The organism is Streptomyces sp. NPDC031466, assembly GCF_055581265.1.
The window spans coordinates 18,042-34,729 of the sequence record NZ_JBVIJT010000006.1; the positions used below are offsets into that span (position 1 = coordinate 18,042).

Genomic DNA, 16,688 nt, shown 5'->3' on the forward strand with positions numbered 1-16,688 from the left:
GCCCAGAAGGTGCGCCCGTGGGCTAGGAGACAAGGGGCCGCAGCGCCATGGCTGGACTCGATGAATCCGGGTCGAACCCCGACGTCGGCCTGCTCTACGACATCAACGGCCTGACGCGGGAGACGCCGCACTGGCTCGACCGCGCCCTGGCGTTCGTCGGGGAGTACGGCCTGCTGATCGCCCTCGTGCTGCTCGTGGTGTGGTGCTGGTGGGGCCAGCGCAGGAGGGGCGCCCTCGACGACGCCGCCTCGGCGGTCGCCGCCGTCGTCTGGGCGCCCCTGGCCGCCGGTATCGCGGTGCTGGTCAACGTCCCGATCAGAGGCTTCGTGGAGCGGCCCCGCCCCTTCCGCGATCACGCCGGCATCCACGTCCTGGTCGAGGGCAAGGACGACTTCTCCTTCGTCAGCGACCACGCGACGCTCGCCATGGCCATCGGCGCCGCGCTCTTCGTCGCGCACCGCAGGTTCGGCTTCGTCGGCCTCGGCCTCGCGGCCCTGGAGGGCCTGTGCCGGGTCTTCATGGGCGTGCACTACCCGACGGACGTGGTCGGCGGCTTCGCGCTCGGCACGGCCGTCGCCCTCCTCCTGTCCCCGCTCGCCATGGCGCTGCTCACGCCGCTCGCCAAGGCGGTCGGGCGGTCCCGGCACGTCGGATGGCTGGTGTGGGACCGCCGGGTCGGCCCGGTCGCCGCCCCGCTGAGCGAGCCGGCGACACCCGCCCGCCTCACGGCCGACCCCGACGAGCGGGACCTCGCCGCCTAGGGGGTCCCGCCGGTCCCGGCACGGTATGCCCCCCGGGGCCTCACAGCGCCTGCGGGAAGTCGAAGAAGCGGCCCGGGTCGTACTGCTTCTTGAGCTTCTTCAGGCGGGGCGCCGCGTCACCGAAGTACGCCTCACGCCAGTTCGTCAGCGTCGGGTCCGTGTAGTTCTGGTACGCCGCACCGGACGCGTACGGCCCCATCGCCCCATGCGCCTTTTTCAGCCACGCTCGCGCCGGTGTCCCCGAGGTCCCCGCGCGCCACGACGCGATGTACTGCGCCAGCATCCGCGAACGGCGGTGCACGAACGCCGTCGCCGTCGGGTCGACGCGGTTGATGGCGCCGCCGAGCGCGGTCAGCGCGATGCTGCCGGCGCTCGCACCCGTCACGTTCTCGATCTGCGACAGCAGCGCGCGGATCCCCGCCGCCGACAGCGAGCGGTCGAAGAAGTCCGAACTCGCCGCGTACGTCTCCCTCTTGAGGGCGCCCTGCGGACTGCGCCCCGGTGTCGTGCCCGGCAGATGGCACTGGGCGTCGGTGGCGAACGACGAGCAGCCCGCGTACACCTCCATCGCGTCCTCGTACGACCGCCGCTTCAGGGAGACGCTGCGCGCCGGGGAGCCGATCTTGTCGGCGAGGCGGTCGACGGCGTTCTGCAGCTCGCCGTACGTGCCCAGCGAGAAGCAGGCGACGGAGACGGTCGGGGTGCCGCCCGGGGTGTTCGCCAGGTGCAGGGAGGACCAGATCTCGTCCGGCTGGTCCGGGCCCCACTGCTGCCAGGCCCTGACGACCGCCGCCGCCTTCGACCAGGGCCAGGACATGTACGCGGAGACGCCCTGCGGCGCGGGACGCGTGCGGTACGACAGCTCGGTGACGATGCCGAACTGGCCGTTGCCCGCACCGCGCAGCGCCCAGAAGAGGTCCTTGTGCTCCGACGCGGAGGCGGTGAGCTGCTTGCCGTCCGCCGTGACCAGCGTCGCGGAGGTGAGGCTGTCGCAGGTCAGGCCGTACGCGCGCGAGACCACGCCGTGGCCGCCGCCGAGCGTGAGCCCCGAGATGCCGACGGTCGGGCAGGAACCGGCCGGGATCGTGACGCCCTTCGCGGCGAGCGAGCGGTAGACGTCGATCAGCTTGGCCCCGCCGCCGATCGTGGCCGTCGTGCCGCTCGCCCGTATCTTGCTCAACTTCGATACGTCGATGACCAGGCGGCCGGTGCCGGAGGACCAACCCGCGTACGAGTGGCCGCCGTTGCGTATCGCGACCGGGGTGCGGTGGGCGCGGGCGTAGGCGAGGGCGGTGCGGATGTCGTCCTCGTGCGCGACGTACGCCACGGCCGTGGGCGACAGGTCGTCGAAGCGCGTGTTGTACAGCTGCCGGGCCGCCGCCCACTTGGCCTCGCCGGGCCGCACCAGGGTGCCGTCCAGGTCCCTGGCCAGCGCCTTGAGGGTGGCGGGCGAGGACGAGGCGGCGCTCGTCGTCCGCAGGGGCGTGGTGGCACCGCCGCTGCCACCGGTGCTCGGCGCCGCTCCCGCCCGTGAGTCGCTTCCCGTGCAGCCGGCGACCGTGGCGGCGGCCAGCGTGGCGGCCGCAGTACCGATGAACGTACGTCGTTCCATGACACCTCCCGTTGCTTCCCGCAGAACGAGACGGCGCGCGGGGCGGGCGGGTTCCCCACGGCGCACAGAGGTTCAGGGGGACGCCTCGTGTTCGGCGGCGTCCGTGCGGGCCTTGCTGCGGGCCCTGCGGGCCGGGCCGCGCCAGCCGCAGGAGCAGTGGGCCGCGGTGAACCGGCCCTTCTCGACCGTGGTCGTGCGGTGGGATGCGGGGACTTCCTGATCGGCCACGCTGTCACGGTACCGAGCCAGGGTGAACCCGGTCGGGCGGGTTCGGGCGGGTTCGGTGCGGGGGTCGCCGCGTGACGGCTCCCCGTACCGGTCGTTAACCGGGAGAACGGGGGGATCGACACAAGCGCGGAAACGCTTGGGGGTAACAGGCGATGGGGCAGCAGCACAGGCGCACCGGCCGAGCGGTCGCCGCGGTCGTGGCGGCGGGGCTGACGGCCGTCGTCACCGGCTGCTCGGACGGCGCCGTCGCCGAGGGCGGCGGGGCCGGGGCCCCCGGGAAGCCCGCGGAGGTGGTGCGGCGCTCCGCCGACCTGCTCGTCCGGGCCGGCAGCGCCAGGGCGCATACGTCCATGGAGATGGCCAGCGGCGGGACGCGGGTGACCGTGCGGGGCGAGGGCGCCTACGACTTCCGGCGCCGGCTCGGGCAGTTCAAGGTGGTGCTCCCGCAGGACCCCGCCGGGGGCCCGGCGCGGCGGCCGATCACCGAGCTGATGGCCGGCGGGGCGCTCTACATGAAGAACCGCGGGGCGGGGGTGCCGGCCGACAAGTGGGTGCGGATCGAGACACGTTCGCTCTCCGACGGGAACCTCGTCACCGGCGGTGCCACGGATCCCCTCGCGGCCGCCGAACTGCTGCGCGGGGCGCGGCAGGTGACGTACGTGGGGGAGGGGCGGGTCGGGGGCGTCGAGGTGCGGCACTACCGCGGGGTCGTCGATCTGCGGGCCGCGGCGAAGGAGGCTTCCGCAGGTCAGCGGGGGGCGTTGGGGGCGGCGGCAGCGAAAGGGTTCAGCAAGGGGAGGGTGCCGTTCGACGTGTACGTCGACGGGGTGGGGCGGGTGAGGAAGCTGCGTCAGCGGTTCACCGTCTCCGACGCCGATGTGGCGTCGACCACACTGCTCTACCGGTTCGGGGTCGCGGTGGGGGTGCGACTTCCGGCCGAGAAGGACATCTTCGCCGGGAAAATCGCCGGTCCCTAGTCGCGTACGGCTGGTGGAAATGGTCCGTCCGTGCCATGCGCGGTGTGTAGGCCGCTCCCTACTCTAGGAAGTCGGTACGGGTCCAGGAAGAGGTGATGAACGTGGCTCCTTTGCGTGGCGGTACAGCGGTTCAGGACCACGTCGCCCTCGCCGAGATCGAGCTGTGCGGGGAACTCATCATCGCGGCGAGTGCGGCGGTCGAGCGGTTGAGCTTTGACCGGATCGACGAGGTGCTGCGGGTCTACGACTCCCGCGAGGCGCTCTCCGACCAGGGTGACCCCGCCTGACCCGCCGCTCCGCGGCGGATGTCTCCCACCCACCCGCCCGTTTACCCCGCGTCGGTCGGTGAACGAACAGACACGCGGCCACGGGCCATCGGGCGGGGTGGGCGGTCGTCGCCTCAGGCCGCGGTGCGGGTCCAGCGACGCGCGGTGGAGGGCCCTGCCTCGCGGTTGATGCGGGGTGCTCGGGTGGGTGGGAGAAGTCCGCGCAGCGGGCGGCTTTCGCTTCGGATGAGCGGCCTCGCCCAGCCTGGGGGGTAGGGATAAGCCCCCCGCCCCCGCCCCCTCGCGGGAGCGATTACGTGCGGAGCATCCGCGCGATGGCCTTCGTCGCCTCTTCCACCTTCGCGTCGATCTCCGCGCCGCCCTTGACCGCCGCGTCGGCCACGCAGTGCCGCAGGTGTTCCTCCAGGAGCTGGAGGGCGAAGGACTGGAGCGCCTTGGTGCTCGCCGAGACCTGCGTGAGTATGTCGATGCAGTAGACGTCCTCCTCGACCATGCGCTGCAGGCCGCGGATCTGCCCCTCGATGCGGCGCAGGCGCTTGAGGTGTTCGTCCTTCTGCTTGTGGTACCCGTGCACACCGTGAGCGTGATCACCGTGCTCGGAGGGCCCTCCAGCCGCCTCCGGGGTCACCGCTGCCGCGTCCGTGGTGGTCATCGCGTCCTCCTCCTGGAAGGGGCTGGGGGTGTTCCTACTGATCCGTATACCCCTGGTGGGTATATTTTAGCCGATGTGCCGGGGGGTGTGCCGACCACTGTGCCTGATGGGCGACACTGGGGAGCGGCCGGTTAGCCGTGGCCGGATGATGCGCCTAGCATCAGCCTGACCGCATCCAGAGCACCCCGAGGACCCCACGTGCGCTTTCGTCTGACCCCCAGGGAGACGAGCTTCTACGACATGTTCGCCGCATCCGCGGACAACATCGTCACGGGCTCGAAGCTCCTCATGGAACTGCTCGGAGCGGACTCTTCCGCGCGGGCCGAGATCGCAGAGCGTATGCGGGCCGCGGAACACGCGGGAGACGACGCGACGCATGCGATCTTCCACCAGTTGAACTCCTCGTTCATCACGCCGTTCGACCGCGAGGACATCTACAACCTCGCGTCGTGCCTGGACGACATCATGGACTTCATGGAGGAGGCCGTCGACCTGGTCGTCCTGTATCAGGTCGAGGAACTCCCCAAGGGCGTCGAGCAGCAGATCGAGGTCCTGGCACGGGCCGCCGAGCTGACGGCCGAGGCCATGCCGAACCTGCGGACGATGTCGAACCTGACCGAGTACTGGATCGAGGTCAACCGTCTGGAGAACCAGGCCGACCAGATCCACCGCAAGCTCCTCGCCCAGCTCTTCAACGGCAAGTACGACGCCATCGAGGTGTTGAAGCTCAAGCAGATCGTGGACGTCCTCGAAGAGGCCGCCGACGCCTTCGAGCACGTGGCGAACACCGTGGAGACCATCGCGGTCAAGGAGTCCTGACCCCTCCATGGACACCTTCGCTCTGATCGTGACCATCGGCGTCGCGCTCGGCTTCACGTACACGAATGGCTTTCACGACTCCGCGAACGCCATCGCCACCTCCGTCTCCACCCGCGCCCTGACGCCCCGCGCGGCGCTCGCCATGGCCGCGGTGATGAACCTCGCCGGTGCCTTCATGGGCAGCGGCGTCGCCAAGACCGTCAGTGAGGGGATCATCGAGACCCCGCACGGCGACAAGGGCATGTGGATCCTCTTCGCGGCCCTGATCGGCGCGATCGTGTGGAACCTCGTCACCTGGTACTTCGGGCTGCCCTCCTCCTCCTCGCACGCGCTCTTCGGCGGCATGGTCGGCGCGGCGCTCGCCGGCGGGATCGGGGTCATCTGGTCCGGGGTGATCGACAAGATCGTCATCCCGATGTTCCTCTCCCCGTTCGTCGGCCTCATCGTCGGCTATCTGGTGATGTGCGCGATCATGTGGATGTTCCGCAGGTCCAACCCGCACAAGGCCAAGCGCGGCTTCCGCATCGCGCAGACGGTGTCGGCGGCCGGCATGGCGCTCGGCCACGGTCTCCAGGACGCGCAGAAGACGATGGGCATCGTGGTGATGGCCCTGGTCATCTCCGACGTGCAGAGCGCGGACGCGCCCATCCCGATCTGGGTCAAGATCGCCTGTGCGCTGATGCTGTCGCTCGGCACGTACGCGGGCGGCTGGCGCATCATGCGGACCCTCGGACGCAAGATCATCGAGTTGGACCCGCCGCAGGGCTTCGCCGCCGAGACGACCGGCGCGGGCATCATGTTCACCACCGCGTTCATGTTCCACGCGCCGATCTCCACGACCCACGTCATCACCTCCGCCATCATGGGCGTGGGCGCCACCAAGCGCGTCAACGCGGTGCGGTGGGGCGTCGCCAAGAACATCATTCTGGGCTGGTTCATCACCATGCCGGCGGCCGCGCTGGTCGCCGCGGTCAGCTTCTGGATCGTGAACCTCGCGTTCCTGTAGCACCGGCGACGCCAGGACAGTCGTACGAAAGGCCCGCCCCCGGGAGCCAGGGGCGGGCCTTTCTTGTTGCCCCCGCGGTGGCACCGCCATGCAGCACCGCGGGGAGTCCGTACGCCCTAGCCGAAGCGGCCCGAGATGTAGTCCTCGGTGGCCTGCACGGACGGGTTGGAGAAGATCCGTTCCGTCTCGTCGATCTCCACGAGCTTGCCGGGCTGGCCGACCGCGGAGAGGTTGAAGAAGGCCGTGCGGTCCGAGACACGCGCCGCCTGCTGCATGTTGTGCGTGACGATGACGATGGTGAAGCGCTCCTTCAGCTCGCCGATCAGGTCCTCGATGGCGAGGGTGGAGATCGGGTCGAGCGCCGAGCAGGGCTCGTCCATCAGCAGCACCTGCGGCTCGACGGCGATGGCCCGCGCGATGCACAGGCGCTGCTGCTGGCCGCCGGAGAGGCCCGAGCCGGGCTTGTTGAGGCGGTCCTTGACCTCGTTCCAGAGGTTCGCGCCCTTGAGGGACTTCTCCACGACGTCGTTCAGCTCGGACTTCTTGTACGAGCCGTTGAGCCGCAGGCCCGCCGCGACGTTGTCGTAGATCGACATCGTAGGGAAGGGGTTGGGGCGCTGGAAGACCATGCCGATCGTGCGGCGCACGGACACCGGGTCCACACCGCTGCCGTAGAGGTCCTCGTCGTCCAGGAGGACCTTGCCCTCGACGCGGCCGCCGGGAGTGACCTCGTGCATGCGGTTCAGGGTGCGCAGGAACGTGGACTTGCCGCAGCCGGACGGGCCGATGAAGGCCGTCACCGAGCGGGGCTCCACGGTCATCGAGATGTCGTCGATCGCCTTGTGGGAGCCGTAGTAGGCGGTCAGGCCCGATACGTCGATTCGCTTGGCCATGAGGATCACTGCTTCTTTCGGGGTTCTGCGAGAAAGGTCGCTGATATGGCCGCTCAGCGGCCCGTCTTGGGGGCCTTCCAGCGCGCTACGCCGCGGGCCGCCAGGTTGAGGATCATGATGAAGCCGATGAGGGCGAGCGCCGCCGCCCAGGCCCGGTCGTACGACGCGTCGGTGCCGGCCGCGTACTGCTGGTAGACGTACAGCGGCAGGGAGGCCTGCGAGCCCTCGAAGGGGTTCGTGTTGATCAGGGGGTTCACCCAGACCAGGAGCAGGACCGGCGCCGTCTCACCGGCGATGCGGGCCACCGAGAGCATGACGCCCGTGGTGATGCCGCCGATCGCGGTGGGCAGGACTACCTTGAGGATGGTCCGCCACTTCGGCACGCCGAGGGCGAGCGAGGCCTCGCGCAGCTCGTTCGGGATGAGCTTGAGCATCTCCTCGGTGGAGCGGACGATCACCGGCATCATCAGGATGGCGAGCGCCATGGCGCCGGCCCAGCCGGAGTAGCCGAAGCCGAGGATGAGGATCCAGAAGCTGAGGACGAACAGGCCCGCGACGATCGAGGGGATGCCCGTCATGACGTCCACGAAGAACGTGATGACCTTGGAGAGCTTGCCCCGCCCGTACTCCACGAGGTAGATCGCGGTGAGCAGGCCGATCGGCACGGCGATGACGGAGGCCAGCAGCACCTGCTGGAGGGTGCCGATGAGGGCGTGGTAGATGCCGCCGCCGGTCTCGTCGTCGGACAGGACGCCCATGGAGTGCGTCAGGAAGTAGACGTCGAAGACCTCGCTGCCGCGCTGGACGGTCTCGTAGATCAGCGACGCCAGCGGGACGATGGCCAGCAGGAACATGACCCACACCAGCGAGGTGGCCAGGCGGTCCCTGGCCTGGCGGGTGCCCTCGACGGTCATCGCGAGGACGTAGGACCCGACGATGAACAGCAGGGCGGCGATCAGCCCCCACTGGATGCGGCTGTCCAGGCCGGCCCCGACGCCGATGCCCACGGCGACGGCGATCGAGCCGAGGGCGACGGCGAGGGGGGACCAGCGCGGCAGGCTGGCCGCCCGGAGCGTCGAGGGGCGCTTGGTGAGCGGCCCGGTCGGGGTGGGTGTCGTGGTGCTCATGCGTTGGCCCCCGAGTACTCCTTGCGGCGCGCGATGATCAGGCGGGCCGCGCCGTTGACCAGCAGGGTGATGACGAACAGGACCAGGCCGGAGGCGATGAGCGCGTCCTGGCCGTACTCACTGGCCTCGTTGAACTTGCTGGCGATGTTCTGTGCGAAGGTGCCGCCGCCGTAGTCGAGCACGGAGGCGTTGATCAGGAAGGACGGGGAGAGCACGGTGGCGACGGCGATCGTCTCGCCGAGCGCGCGGCCGAGGCCCAGCATCGAGGCGGAGATGATGCCGGAGCGGCCGAAGGGCAGCACCGACATGCGGATGACCTCCCAGCGCGTCGCGCCGAGGGCCAGGGCGGCCTCCTCGTGCATCTTCGGGACCTGGAGGAAGACCTCGCGGCTCACGTTGGTGATGATCGGCAGGATCATGATCGCGAGGAGGATGCCGACGGTCATCAGGGAGCGCGGGGCGCCGCCGTTGTACTCCAGGACGCCGGTCCAGCCGAAGTAGTCGTCGAGCCAGCTGTAGAGCCCGGTGAGGTTGGGCGCGACCACGAGGGCGCCCCACAGGCCGTACACGATCGAGGGCACGGCGGCCAGCAGGTCGATCACGTAGGCGATGGGGGTGGCCAGCTTGCGCGGCGCGTAGTGCGAGATGAACAGCGCGATGCCGATGGCGACGGGGACGGCGATCACCAGGGCGATCAGCGAGCTGACCACGGTGCCGAAGACCAGGACGGCGATGCCGAAGTACGGCTTGCCCCCGGTGCTCGCGCCGGCCGGGTCCCACTCGAAGGTGGTGAGGAAGTTGCCCGTGTTGTCGGCGAGCGCGAGGGCCGTGCGGTAGGTGAGGAACGCGGCGATGGCGGCCATGACCGCGAGGAGCGCGATGCCTGAGCCCCGGGAGAACCCGAGGAAGATCCGGTCGCCCGGGCGGGTGGCGCCGCGTGCGGCGGCCTTGCTCACGGGGGCGGCGGGCTGCACGTCGGCGACGGGAGGGGGTGCGGTCGTGTTGCTGGATATGTCCATGGGGTTCTCCGGTCTGCGGAGCCGGCCCGCGCCGGTGGCGGGCGCTCCGTGGCGGCGGTGCACCGGACGGTGCGGCCGGCCCGGTCCGTGGGGCCGGCCGCACTCGGTTCAGCTAGCTCAGGCTCGCGACGGTGGAGCGGACCTTGGTGATGATCTCGGCCGGGATCGGCGCGTAGTCGTTCTCCTTGAGGACGTTCTGGCCGTCCTCGCTCGCGATGTAGGTCAGGAAGGACTTGGTGGCGGCGAGCGTGTCGGCCTTGTTGCCCTTCTCGCAGACGACCTCGTACGTCACCAGGGTGATCGGGTAGGCGCCCTCGGCGGTGGGCTTGTAGTTCAGTTCGAGGGCGAGGTCCTTGCCCTTGCCGACGACCTTGGCCTCGGAGATCGCCTCGGAGGCGTTGTCGACGGTGGCCTTCACCGGCTCCTTGGCGCCCGTCTTCAGGTCGACGGTCTTGATGCCCTCGCCCGCGTAGGACAGCTCGAAGTAGGAGATGGCGCCCGGGGTCTGCTTGACCTGGCCCGCGACACCGGCGGAGCCGTTCGCGGACTGGCCGCCCTTGGGCTCCCACGACTTGCCCGGCTCGTAGGGCCAGGCGGCGGGGGCGGCGCCCTTGAGGTACTTGGTGAAGTTGTCCGTGGTGCCCGACTCGTCGGAGCGGTGGAAGGCCTGGACCTTCGTCTTGGGGAGCTTGGCGTCGGGGTTGAGCTTGGCGATCGCCTTGTCGTCCCAGGTCTTGATCTTGTCGTTGAAGATGTCGGCCAGGGTCTTGGCGTCCAGGGTCAGCTTGTCGACGCCGGGGACGTTGAAACCGATGGCGATCGGGCCGCCGACCATCGGCAGGTCGATGGCCTGGCTGTCCTTGCAGACCTTCTTCGACTTGGCGATCTCATCGGGCTTGAGCGCGGAGTCGGAACCGGCGAACGCCGTCTGGCCCTGGAGGAACGCGGTGATGCCGGCGCCCGAACCCGTCGGGTTGTAGTTCAGCTGCACGTCCTTGCAGTTGGTCGTGTAGACCTTCCGCCAGGCGTCGATCGCGTTCTTCTGCGCGGACGAACCGGAGGCCGCGAGGCGGCCCTTGGCGTCGTCGCACTTGATGTTGGCGTTGGCGTTGGTCTCCTTGCCGCCGTCGCCCGAGCCGCTGGTGTCGTCGGAGCCGCACGCCGTGAGGGCCAGGGCGCCGGAGACGGCGAGGGCGCCGAGGGAGAGGGCGCGGAGCCGGTTCTTGCGCTGAAGCTTCACTTTTCGGGTTTTTCCTTCCGGGAGCCGCCGGCCCGGTGCTGGCGGCGTGCGATGTCTGTCTTGGTAAGGCCGAAATTAGGCAGTACAGGTGAAGCCACCGAGCGGCCGGAGTGAACGGGGGGTGAACCTCGGCGGTCGGCCTGGTGCGACATCGCCCCACGGAACGTAGCCGGTCGGCTACGGCAGGGTAAGCACCCTGAGCAGGGCGTCGACGAGCTCCCGGTCGCGCACTTGGGTGAGCCGGTCGCGGGCCGCCGCCGGGGGCAGCCAGATGATGCGGTCGACCTCGCGACGGGGCGTGAACCGACCGGTGCCGGCCCGCGCCGCCCAGTAGTCGACCCGCTTGGGGCGGCCCTGCGCGGCATAGCGCACGGTGGGCAGCCGGGCGCCGGGCGTGCAGCGGTGCCCCGTCTCCTCCTCGACCTCGCGCAGGGCGGCGGCCAGCGGGGACTCGCCGGCCTTCAGCTTGCCCTTGGGGTGCGACCAGTCGTCGTACTTGGGGCGGTGGACCAGGCAGATCTCCAGCGCGCCGCCGGCGGGGGAGCGGCGCCACAGGACGCAGCCCGCGGCGAGGACGGTGCTCTTGCTCCCGCCGTCCCCGACGCCGTCCTCGCCCGTCGTCTCGTACGTCATCCCGCGCTCACCGGCTCGTGCTGCCAGGCCCGCTGGAAGCTGAACCTCGCCGCCTCGACCTCGTGGCGCTGGTCGGCGTGGAGCACGCCGAGGGCGTACGCCGTCGCCGGGGCGATGCGGGGGGTGCGGGCCGCCTGGGCCGCCGCCGACGCCGCGGCGGCCGCCTCGCGGTGGAGGTCGAGGGCCCGGCTCGCGTCGGCCAGGCGGGGCTCCGGGGGGACGTGGCCCAACAGCACCTCCTGGGCGTACCGGTGCAGGCGCAGCAGGGAGCGGACCGTCAGCCAGGGGGCGTCCTGGGTGTCGGGGGCGGTCTCGGCGGCCAGGCCGTGCGTCAGGGCCTCCGCGTTGTACGGGTGTCCGGCCTGGCCGAGAGGGAGCGCGGCGACCGCTTCTGCGAGGTCCGACTCGGCCCGGGCGGCCAGCGGCTTCAGGTCGTCCGCGCAGCCGCTCAGGGGGACTTCGCTGGCCAGTACGGCGACACTGTCGGCCACGGCGTGGAAGCGGGAGGAGCCGAGCGCCTGGAGGGCCGTGGAGTGGGCCCGGGTCCTCGCCAGGGTCAGCTGCCGCTCCAGGAGGGCGGCGGCCTTGGCGGCCCCGACGGTCAGGCCGCGGGGAGCGGTGCCCCGCTTGTCGCCTCTGGTGCCGCCCTCCGGTGCGGCGGGGCCCGGCAGCGGCGAAGGGCCCGAGAGGCGGTGCAGGGCGTCCAGGAGGCGGGTCAGGCGGCTCGCGTACGCGTGTTCCTGGGCCAGCGTCCCCGAGAGCCAGGCGAGTTCAGGGCGCAGGGCGGCCGCCCACTCCGCGTCCAGGAGCGGCCGGAAGGTGTGCAGCGCGGCGCTGAGGCGGCGGGCCGCGCGGCGCAGGGCGCGGGCCGCCGCCAGGGCCTCCTCGGCGCCCCGCGCGTCCGTCGTGGCCTCGCGGTGCAGCCGCAGCGAGCGGAGGAACTCCGTTGCCTGGTCCCGCAGATGGGCGGCGAGGACCTCGCTCTCCGTGCCGGGTGTGCCCGTCATCTCAGGGTTTCGCTGTGCCACGCCGGCGCCTCCGGGCGTCTATGAGCATCTCCTGCACGTTCCGCAGGGGCTGGCCGTCCTGGTCCACCGAGTGGCGGGTCCAGTTGCCGTCCGCGCCCAGGTGCCAGGAGGCGGTGGTGTCCGACATGCCGGTCTCCAGGAGCCGGCCGAGGGCCGCTCGGTGCGCCGGGTCCTGGACCCTGACCAGCGCCTCGATACGGCGGTCGAGATTGCGGTGCATCATGTCGGCGCTGCCGATCCACACCTCCGGTTCGCCGCCGTTGCCGAAGGCGAAGAGGCGGGAGTGTTCCAGGAAGCGGCCGAGGACGGATCGTACGCGGATGTTCTCGGAGAGCCCCGCGACGCCCGGCCGGACCGCGCAGATGCCGCGCACCCACACGTCCACCTCGACGCCGGCCTGCGAGGCGCGGTACAGCGAGTCGATGATCGCCTCGTCGACCATGGAGTTGACCTTGATCCGGACGTAGGCGGGGCGGCCCGCGCGGTGGTGCTGGATCTCCTTGTCGATGCGCGAGACGAGGCCGTCGCGCAGGGACTTGGGGGCCACGAGCAGCCGGCGGTAGGTCTCGCGCCGCGAGTATCCGGAGAGGCGGTTGAAGAGGTCGGAGAGGTCCGCGCCGACCTCCGCGTTGGAGGTGAGCAGGCCGAGGTCCTCGTAGAGGCGGGCGGTCTTCGGGTGGTAGTTGCCGGTGCCCACGTGCGAGTAGCGGACGAGGGTGTCGCCCTCCTGGCGTACGACGAGGGAGAGCTTGCAGTGGGTCTTCAGGCCGACGATGCCGTAGACGACGTGGCAGCCGGCCTCCTCCAGCTTCCGCGCCCACTTGATGTTGGCCTGCTCGTCGAAGCGGGCCTTGATCTCGACCAGGACGAGGACCTGCTTGCCGGACTCGGCGGCGTCGATGAGCGCGTCGACTATCGGGGAGTCGCCCGAGGTGCGGTACAGCGTCTGCTTGATGGCGAGGACGTCGGGGTCGGCCGCCGCCTGCTCCAAGAACGCCTGCACGGACGTGGAGAAGGAGTCGTACGGGTGGTGCAGGAGTACGTCGCGTTCGCGAAGGGCGGCGAAGATGTCGGGGGCGGACGCCGACTCGACCTCGGCGAGGTCGCGGTGGGTGCCGGCCACGAACTTGGGGTACTTCAGCTCGGGCCGGTCCAGCTTGGCGATGCTGAAGAGGCCGGTGAGGTCGAGCGGGCCGGGCAGCGGATAGACCTCGGCTTCGCTGATCTTCAGCTCGCGCACCAGCAGGCTCAGGACGTTCGGGGCGATGCTCTCCTCGACCTCCAGGCGCACCGGAGGGCCGAAGCGGCGCCGCATCAGCTCCTTCTCCAGGGCCTGGAGGAGGTTCTCCGCGTCGTCCTCCTCGACCTCCAGGTCCTCGTTCCTGGTGAGCCGGAACATGTGGTGCTCCTGGATCTCCATGCCCGGGAACAGCTCCTGGAGGTGCGCGGGAGCGGCGATGACGTCCTCTATGGGGACGTAGCGCTGGGGGGAGGCCTCCAGGAAGCGGGAGAGCAGCGGCGGGACCTTCACGCGTGCGAAGTGGTGGTGGCCGGAGACCGGGTTGCGCACGACCACGGCGAGGTTCAGCGAGAGCCCCGAGATGTACGGGAAGGGGTGCGCGGGGTCGACGGCCAGCGGGGTCAGGACGGGGAAGATCTGCTGCCGGAAGAGCGTGAAGAGCCGGGACTGCTCCTTCTCGGTCAGCTCGTGCCAGCGCACCAGCTGGATGCCCTCGTCGGCGAGGCCGGGCGCCACGTCGTCGTGGTAGCAGGCGGCGTGCCGGGCCATGAGCTCGCGGGAGCGGTTCCAGATGAGTTCGAGGACCTCGCGGGGCTGGAGCCCGGAGGCCGAGCGGGTGGCGACGCCGGTCGCGATGCGGCGCTTGAGGCCGGCGACGCGGACCATGAAGAACTCGTCGAGGTTCGAGGCGAAGATCGCGAGGAAGTTCGCCCGTTCGAGGAGGGGCGTCTGCGGGTCCTCGGCCAGTTCCAGGACGCGTTCGTTGAACGCGAGCCAACTGCGCTCCCGGTCCAGGAAGCGCCCCTGCGGCAGCTCGACGCCGTCGTGCCCCACCTGGGAGTCCTCGTCGTACGTGTCGAGGTCGGCGTCGATGTCCGGGGCGAGGTCGGAGATGGTGGCGGCGATGGTGTGCGGCCTGTGCGCCGCGATGGATCCGACGGAAGGCTGGGCGTGCTGGACCTGTCCCTGCGGGTTCGGGTGGCTCATGTGCCCATTGTTCCGCGCGGGCACGCCGACGGGCGCGTCGGAGAGCGCGGGAGCGAGGCGCAGCCGGTCTGTCTCCGGCGCGTTCGCCGGTGGCGGGTCGGGCACGGCGGGCGTCATTGGGCGAGCGTCGCAAGCCTGTCTGAATCAGCGGTTACGGAGACATGACGTGCGGGACATCGACGGAAGGCCTCCGGGCGTCTTCGCGGCCCGGGGCCTTCCGCCGATCGTAGAGGTCAGGCCGTCCGGCGACGGAGCAGACGGAAGGCGGCGTACACGGCGGCGGCCGCGAGGGCGAGCACGATGCCGGTCTCGATCAGCTGGACGTGCCAGAAGTGGGATCGGGGGTGGTAGTCCATGTACCAGTCGGTGATTTTGGTGTCGGTGGGGCAGGCGGCACCGGGCAGGGGCTCGGGGTGGCACGCGGACTCCCGGAAGCGGTCACCGGCGGCGTTGGTGACGCCCTGGTCCATGCTGAAGGAGCCGATGGGGTACCGGGTGGGGAAGGTGTCGTCCCCGGTGACCGGGCCGGTCGCGGTGTCCGTCGGGACCAGGTGCCAGCGGGCGTTGCCGAAGGTCCACAGCACGAGGCCGGTGACGGCCCCGGTGACGGCCATCGCGAGCAGTGTGCGGCGCACGGCGAGCCCGATGAGTGTGCCGAGGCCCACGGCGAGGAGGGCGTACGCGACCAGTGCGGGACCGGTGGCCTCGTAGACGCCCCGGTCCGCCCAGTACAGGTTCGAACGGCCGCCGATCACGTCGCCGGTCCCGATCCGGAACGCCGCCATGAGGACGAGCGTCCCGCCCACGGCGAACGCGGCGGCCGTGGTCAGCTTGGCGGCGAGCCAGCGCGCGGGTGAGACGGACTGGGTCCAGGAGAGCTTGTGGACGCCGCTCTCCAACTCGCGTGCGACCAACGGCCCCGCGACGAACACGCCGATGAGAAGGGGGACCAGGAGCAGGGCCAGGGAGCCGTTCTCCATGCTGGTGTAGAGCAGGTCCCGGGCGCTGGCGAAGCCGAGGAACGAGTCGCAGGGCTTGCCCACGACACAGTTGTCGTCGTTCTCCGGAAAGGCGCTCGCCGCCCAACGCAGCCAGCCGGAGTAGGCGACCGCGAGGACCAGTGCGGCACCGGCCGTCAGGAGCGCGGTGCGGTGCACCCGCACGTCCACCCAGCGCGGGCCCCGCAGCATCGGCACGCTCATGCCGTCACCCCCGGACGGGACGTGGCGGTCGTGCCCGGGGTGAGCAGGGGTGGGGCGTCCGGGGTGCGGAGATGGGCGAGCAACAGTTCCTCCAGGGAGGGTTCTTCGACGGCCCAGCCGTCGCCGAGCGGGCCTTCGGGGCGGATCAGGGCGCTCACGCCGCGTCCCGTGGCGCGGGACTCGATGACGGTGTGCGGGGAGAGGTCGGCGGCCGGGCGCGCGCCCGTCACCAGGGCGTGCGCGGTGACGAGGTCGTCGATGCCGCCGCCGAGCCGGATGCGGCCCCCGGACACCAGGAGCAAGTGGTCGCACACGTCGGCCAGTTCGCCGACGATGTGCGAGGACATGACGACCGTCGTGCCGTGTTCGGCGGCCTCCGCCATGAGCGTGCCCATGAGCTGGTGGCGGGCCAGGGGGTCGAGGTCGGCCATCGGCTCGTCCAGGAGCAGGAGTTCGGCGCGTTTGGCCAGTGCCAGGGCGAGGGCGACGCGGGTGCGCTGGCCGCCGGAGAGTGTGCGGACGCGGGCCCCCGGATCGAGGTCCCCCGCGCCGACGACGCGCTCGGCGACGGGCATGTCCCAGCGGCCCGGGTTCAGTTCGGCGCCCGTCCGCAGCGTGTCGGCGATGGTCAGCTGCGGGTACAGCGGCTTGTCCTGGGCGACGTACGCCACGCGGGGGCGGGCCAGCGCGGGGCTCGTGCCGAGGACGGTCAGGGCGCCGCCGCTCGGGCGGTCGAGGCCGGCCGCGAGGGAGAGCAGCGTGGACTTGCCGGCGCCGTTGGGGCCGACGACCGCGCAGACGCGCCCGACGGGCAGGCGGAACGCGCAGTCGTCCAGGGCGCGGCGGCGACCGTAGCGTTTGGTCAGGCCGTGCGCCTCTAGGGCGGTGTCGGTCATGCGGAGTCCCCCTTGGACGGTGCGGGTGTCGGCGCGTCGGCCGACACGGGTTTCGGTACGGGTGTCTGGGTCCGCTCCGGT

General features: G+C 70.9%; 17 protein-coding genes. 5 read left to right on the forward strand and 12 right to left on the reverse strand.

Annotated elements, in window-relative coordinates; all coding sequences use genetic code 11:
• Positions 1-47: 47 nt before the first annotated feature.
• On the forward strand, positions 48-761 hold the full coding sequence (locus ACZ5GP_RS15285) for a phosphatase PAP2 family protein (RefSeq protein WP_468751301.1): 714 nt from the start codon (positions 48-50) through the stop codon (positions 759-761).
• A gap of 40 nt (positions 762-801) precedes the next feature.
• Here the strand turns inward: ACZ5GP_RS15285 and ACZ5GP_RS15290 are convergent, their stop codons facing one another.
• Both ACZ5GP_RS15290 and ACZ5GP_RS15295 read right to left on the reverse strand, forming a co-directional pair.
• Positions 802-2,373, reverse strand: a complete 1,572-nt coding sequence (locus tag ACZ5GP_RS15290; protein ID WP_468751302.1) for an FAD-binding oxidoreductase — start codon at positions 2,371-2,373, stop codon at positions 802-804.
• A gap of 72 nt (positions 2,374-2,445) precedes the next feature.
• Positions 2,446-2,601, reverse strand: a complete 156-nt coding sequence (locus ACZ5GP_RS15295; protein ID WP_468751303.1) for a hypothetical protein — start codon at positions 2,599-2,601, stop codon at positions 2,446-2,448.
• A 152-nt stretch (positions 2,602-2,753) separates the two neighbouring features.
• On the opposite strand from ACZ5GP_RS15295, the gene ACZ5GP_RS15300 reads away from it, so the two are divergent.
• Positions 2,754-3,578, forward strand: a complete 825-nt coding sequence (locus ACZ5GP_RS15300; RefSeq protein WP_468751304.1) for an SCO4651 family lipoprotein — start codon at positions 2,754-2,756, stop codon at positions 3,576-3,578.
• Positions 3,579-3,673: 95 nt separating this feature from the next.
• Positions 3,674-3,865: a hypothetical protein gene (locus ACZ5GP_RS15305; RefSeq protein WP_468751305.1), complete on the forward strand. Its 192-nt coding sequence runs from the start codon at positions 3,674-3,676 to the stop codon at positions 3,863-3,865.
• A gap of 292 nt (positions 3,866-4,157) precedes the next feature.
• Here the strand turns inward: ACZ5GP_RS15305 and ACZ5GP_RS15310 are convergent, their stop codons facing one another.
• Positions 4,158-4,517: a metal-sensitive transcriptional regulator gene (locus ACZ5GP_RS15310; protein WP_468751306.1), complete on the reverse strand. Its 360-nt coding sequence runs from the start codon at positions 4,515-4,517 to the stop codon at positions 4,158-4,160.
• 198 nt (positions 4,518-4,715) lie between these two features.
• On the opposite strand from ACZ5GP_RS15310, the gene ACZ5GP_RS15315 reads away from it, so the two are divergent.
• Together ACZ5GP_RS15315 and ACZ5GP_RS15320 are read left to right on the forward strand one after the other, a co-directional pair.
• Entirely contained in the window at positions 4,716-5,336 is a 621-nt protein-coding gene (locus ACZ5GP_RS15315) for a DUF47 domain-containing protein (RefSeq protein WP_358585040.1), read from the forward strand.
• A 7-nt stretch (positions 5,337-5,343) separates the two neighbouring features.
• On the forward strand, positions 5,344-6,342 hold the full coding sequence (locus ACZ5GP_RS15320) for an inorganic phosphate transporter (protein ID WP_361083471.1): 999 nt from the start codon (positions 5,344-5,346) through the stop codon (positions 6,340-6,342).
• 116 nt (positions 6,343-6,458) lie between these two features.
• On the opposite strand, the gene pstB is transcribed toward ACZ5GP_RS15320, so the two are convergent.
• From pstB to ACZ5GP_RS15365, 9 genes are all read right to left on the reverse strand, one after another.
• A complete protein-coding gene (gene pstB / locus ACZ5GP_RS15325; RefSeq protein WP_358585043.1) occupies positions 6,459-7,235 on the reverse strand; it encodes a phosphate ABC transporter ATP-binding protein PstB in 777 nt (258 codons plus the stop codon).
• A gap of 53 nt (positions 7,236-7,288) precedes the next feature.
• Positions 7,289-8,362 carry a phosphate ABC transporter permease PstA gene (gene pstA / locus ACZ5GP_RS15330; RefSeq protein WP_468751307.1) on the reverse strand — a complete coding sequence of 358 codons (1,074 nt, stop codon included), beginning with the start codon at positions 8,360-8,362 and terminating at the stop codon, positions 7,289-7,291.
• Positions 8,359-9,381 (reverse strand): phosphate ABC transporter permease subunit PstC, encoded by a 1,023-nt coding sequence (pstC, locus tag ACZ5GP_RS15335; RefSeq protein WP_468751308.1) that lies wholly within the window; start codon positions 9,379-9,381, stop codon positions 8,359-8,361. Before pstC ends, pstA begins: the two co-directional genes overlap by 4 nt.
• Before the next feature lie 112 nt (positions 9,382-9,493).
• Complete coding sequence (gene pstS, locus ACZ5GP_RS15340; RefSeq protein ID WP_468751309.1) at positions 9,494-10,621, reverse strand: phosphate ABC transporter substrate-binding protein PstS; 1,128 nt, start codon at positions 10,619-10,621, stop codon at positions 9,494-9,496.
• A 177-nt stretch (positions 10,622-10,798) separates the two neighbouring features.
• Positions 10,799-11,254 (reverse strand): NUDIX hydrolase, encoded by a 456-nt coding sequence (locus ACZ5GP_RS15345; RefSeq protein ID WP_468751310.1) that lies wholly within the window; start codon positions 11,252-11,254, stop codon positions 10,799-10,801.
• A complete protein-coding gene (locus ACZ5GP_RS15350; RefSeq protein ID WP_468751762.1) occupies positions 11,251-12,261 on the reverse strand; it encodes a CHAD domain-containing protein in 1,011 nt (336 codons plus the stop codon). The genes ACZ5GP_RS15345 and ACZ5GP_RS15350 overlap by 4 nt, the downstream gene beginning before the upstream one ends.
• 1 nt (position 12,262) lies before the next feature.
• Entirely contained in the window at positions 12,263-14,626 is a 2,364-nt protein-coding gene (locus ACZ5GP_RS15355; protein ID WP_468751311.1) for an RNA degradosome polyphosphate kinase, read from the reverse strand.
• Positions 14,627-14,742: 116 nt separating this feature from the next.
• Positions 14,743-15,711, reverse strand: coding sequence for an ABC transporter permease (locus ACZ5GP_RS15360; protein WP_468751312.1), 969 nt, complete (start codon positions 15,709-15,711; stop codon positions 14,743-14,745).
• On the reverse strand, positions 15,708-16,607 hold the full coding sequence (locus ACZ5GP_RS15365) for an ATP-binding cassette domain-containing protein (RefSeq protein ID WP_468751313.1): 900 nt from the start codon (positions 16,605-16,607) through the stop codon (positions 15,708-15,710). The genes ACZ5GP_RS15360 and ACZ5GP_RS15365 overlap by 4 nt, the downstream gene beginning before the upstream one ends.
• Between the last annotated feature and the right edge of the window lie 81 nt (positions 16,608-16,688).

Bases quoted from the DNA above. Each gene is read 5' to 3' on its own strand.
- ACZ5GP_RS15285 (WP_468751301.1), top strand. From the start codon at position 48: ATGGCTGGACTCGATGAATCCGGGTCGAACCCCGACGTCGGCCTGCTC.
- ACZ5GP_RS15290 (WP_468751302.1), bottom strand. From the start codon at position 2,373: ATGGAACGACGTACGTTCATCGGTACTGCGGCCGCCACGCTGGCCGCC.
- ACZ5GP_RS15300 (WP_468751304.1), top strand. From the start codon at position 2,754: ATGGGGCAGCAGCACAGGCGCACCGGCCGAGCGGTCGCCGCGGTCGTG.
- ACZ5GP_RS15305 (WP_468751305.1), top strand. From the start codon at position 3,674: ATGAACGTGGCTCCTTTGCGTGGCGGTACAGCGGTTCAGGACCACGTC.
- ACZ5GP_RS15310 (WP_468751306.1), bottom strand. From the start codon at position 4,517: ATGACCACCACGGACGCGGCAGCGGTGACCCCGGAGGCGGCTGGAGGG.
- ACZ5GP_RS15320 (WP_361083471.1), top strand. From the start codon at position 5,344: ATGGACACCTTCGCTCTGATCGTGACCATCGGCGTCGCGCTCGGCTTC.
- pstB (WP_358585043.1), bottom strand. From the start codon at position 7,235: ATGGCCAAGCGAATCGACGTATCGGGCCTGACCGCCTACTACGGCTCC.
- pstA (WP_468751307.1), bottom strand. From the start codon at position 8,362: ATGAGCACCACGACACCCACCCCGACCGGGCCGCTCACCAAGCGCCCC.
- pstC (WP_468751308.1), bottom strand. From the start codon at position 9,381: ATGGACATATCCAGCAACACGACCGCACCCCCTCCCGTCGCCGACGTG.
- ACZ5GP_RS15345 (WP_468751310.1), bottom strand. From the start codon at position 11,254: ATGACGTACGAGACGACGGGCGAGGACGGCGTCGGGGACGGCGGGAGC.
- ACZ5GP_RS15350 (WP_468751762.1), bottom strand. From the start codon at position 12,261: ATGACGGGCACACCCGGCACGGAGAGCGAGGTCCTCGCCGCCCATCTG.
- ACZ5GP_RS15355 (WP_468751311.1), bottom strand. From the start codon at position 14,626: ATGACGCCCGCCGTGCCCGACCCGCCACCGGCGAACGCGCCGGAGACA.
- ACZ5GP_RS15360 (WP_468751312.1), bottom strand. From the start codon at position 15,711: ATGAGCGTGCCGATGCTGCGGGGCCCGCGCTGGGTGGACGTGCGGGTG.
- ACZ5GP_RS15365 (WP_468751313.1), bottom strand. From the start codon at position 16,607: ATGACCGACACCGCCCTAGAGGCGCACGGCCTGACCAAACGCTACGGT.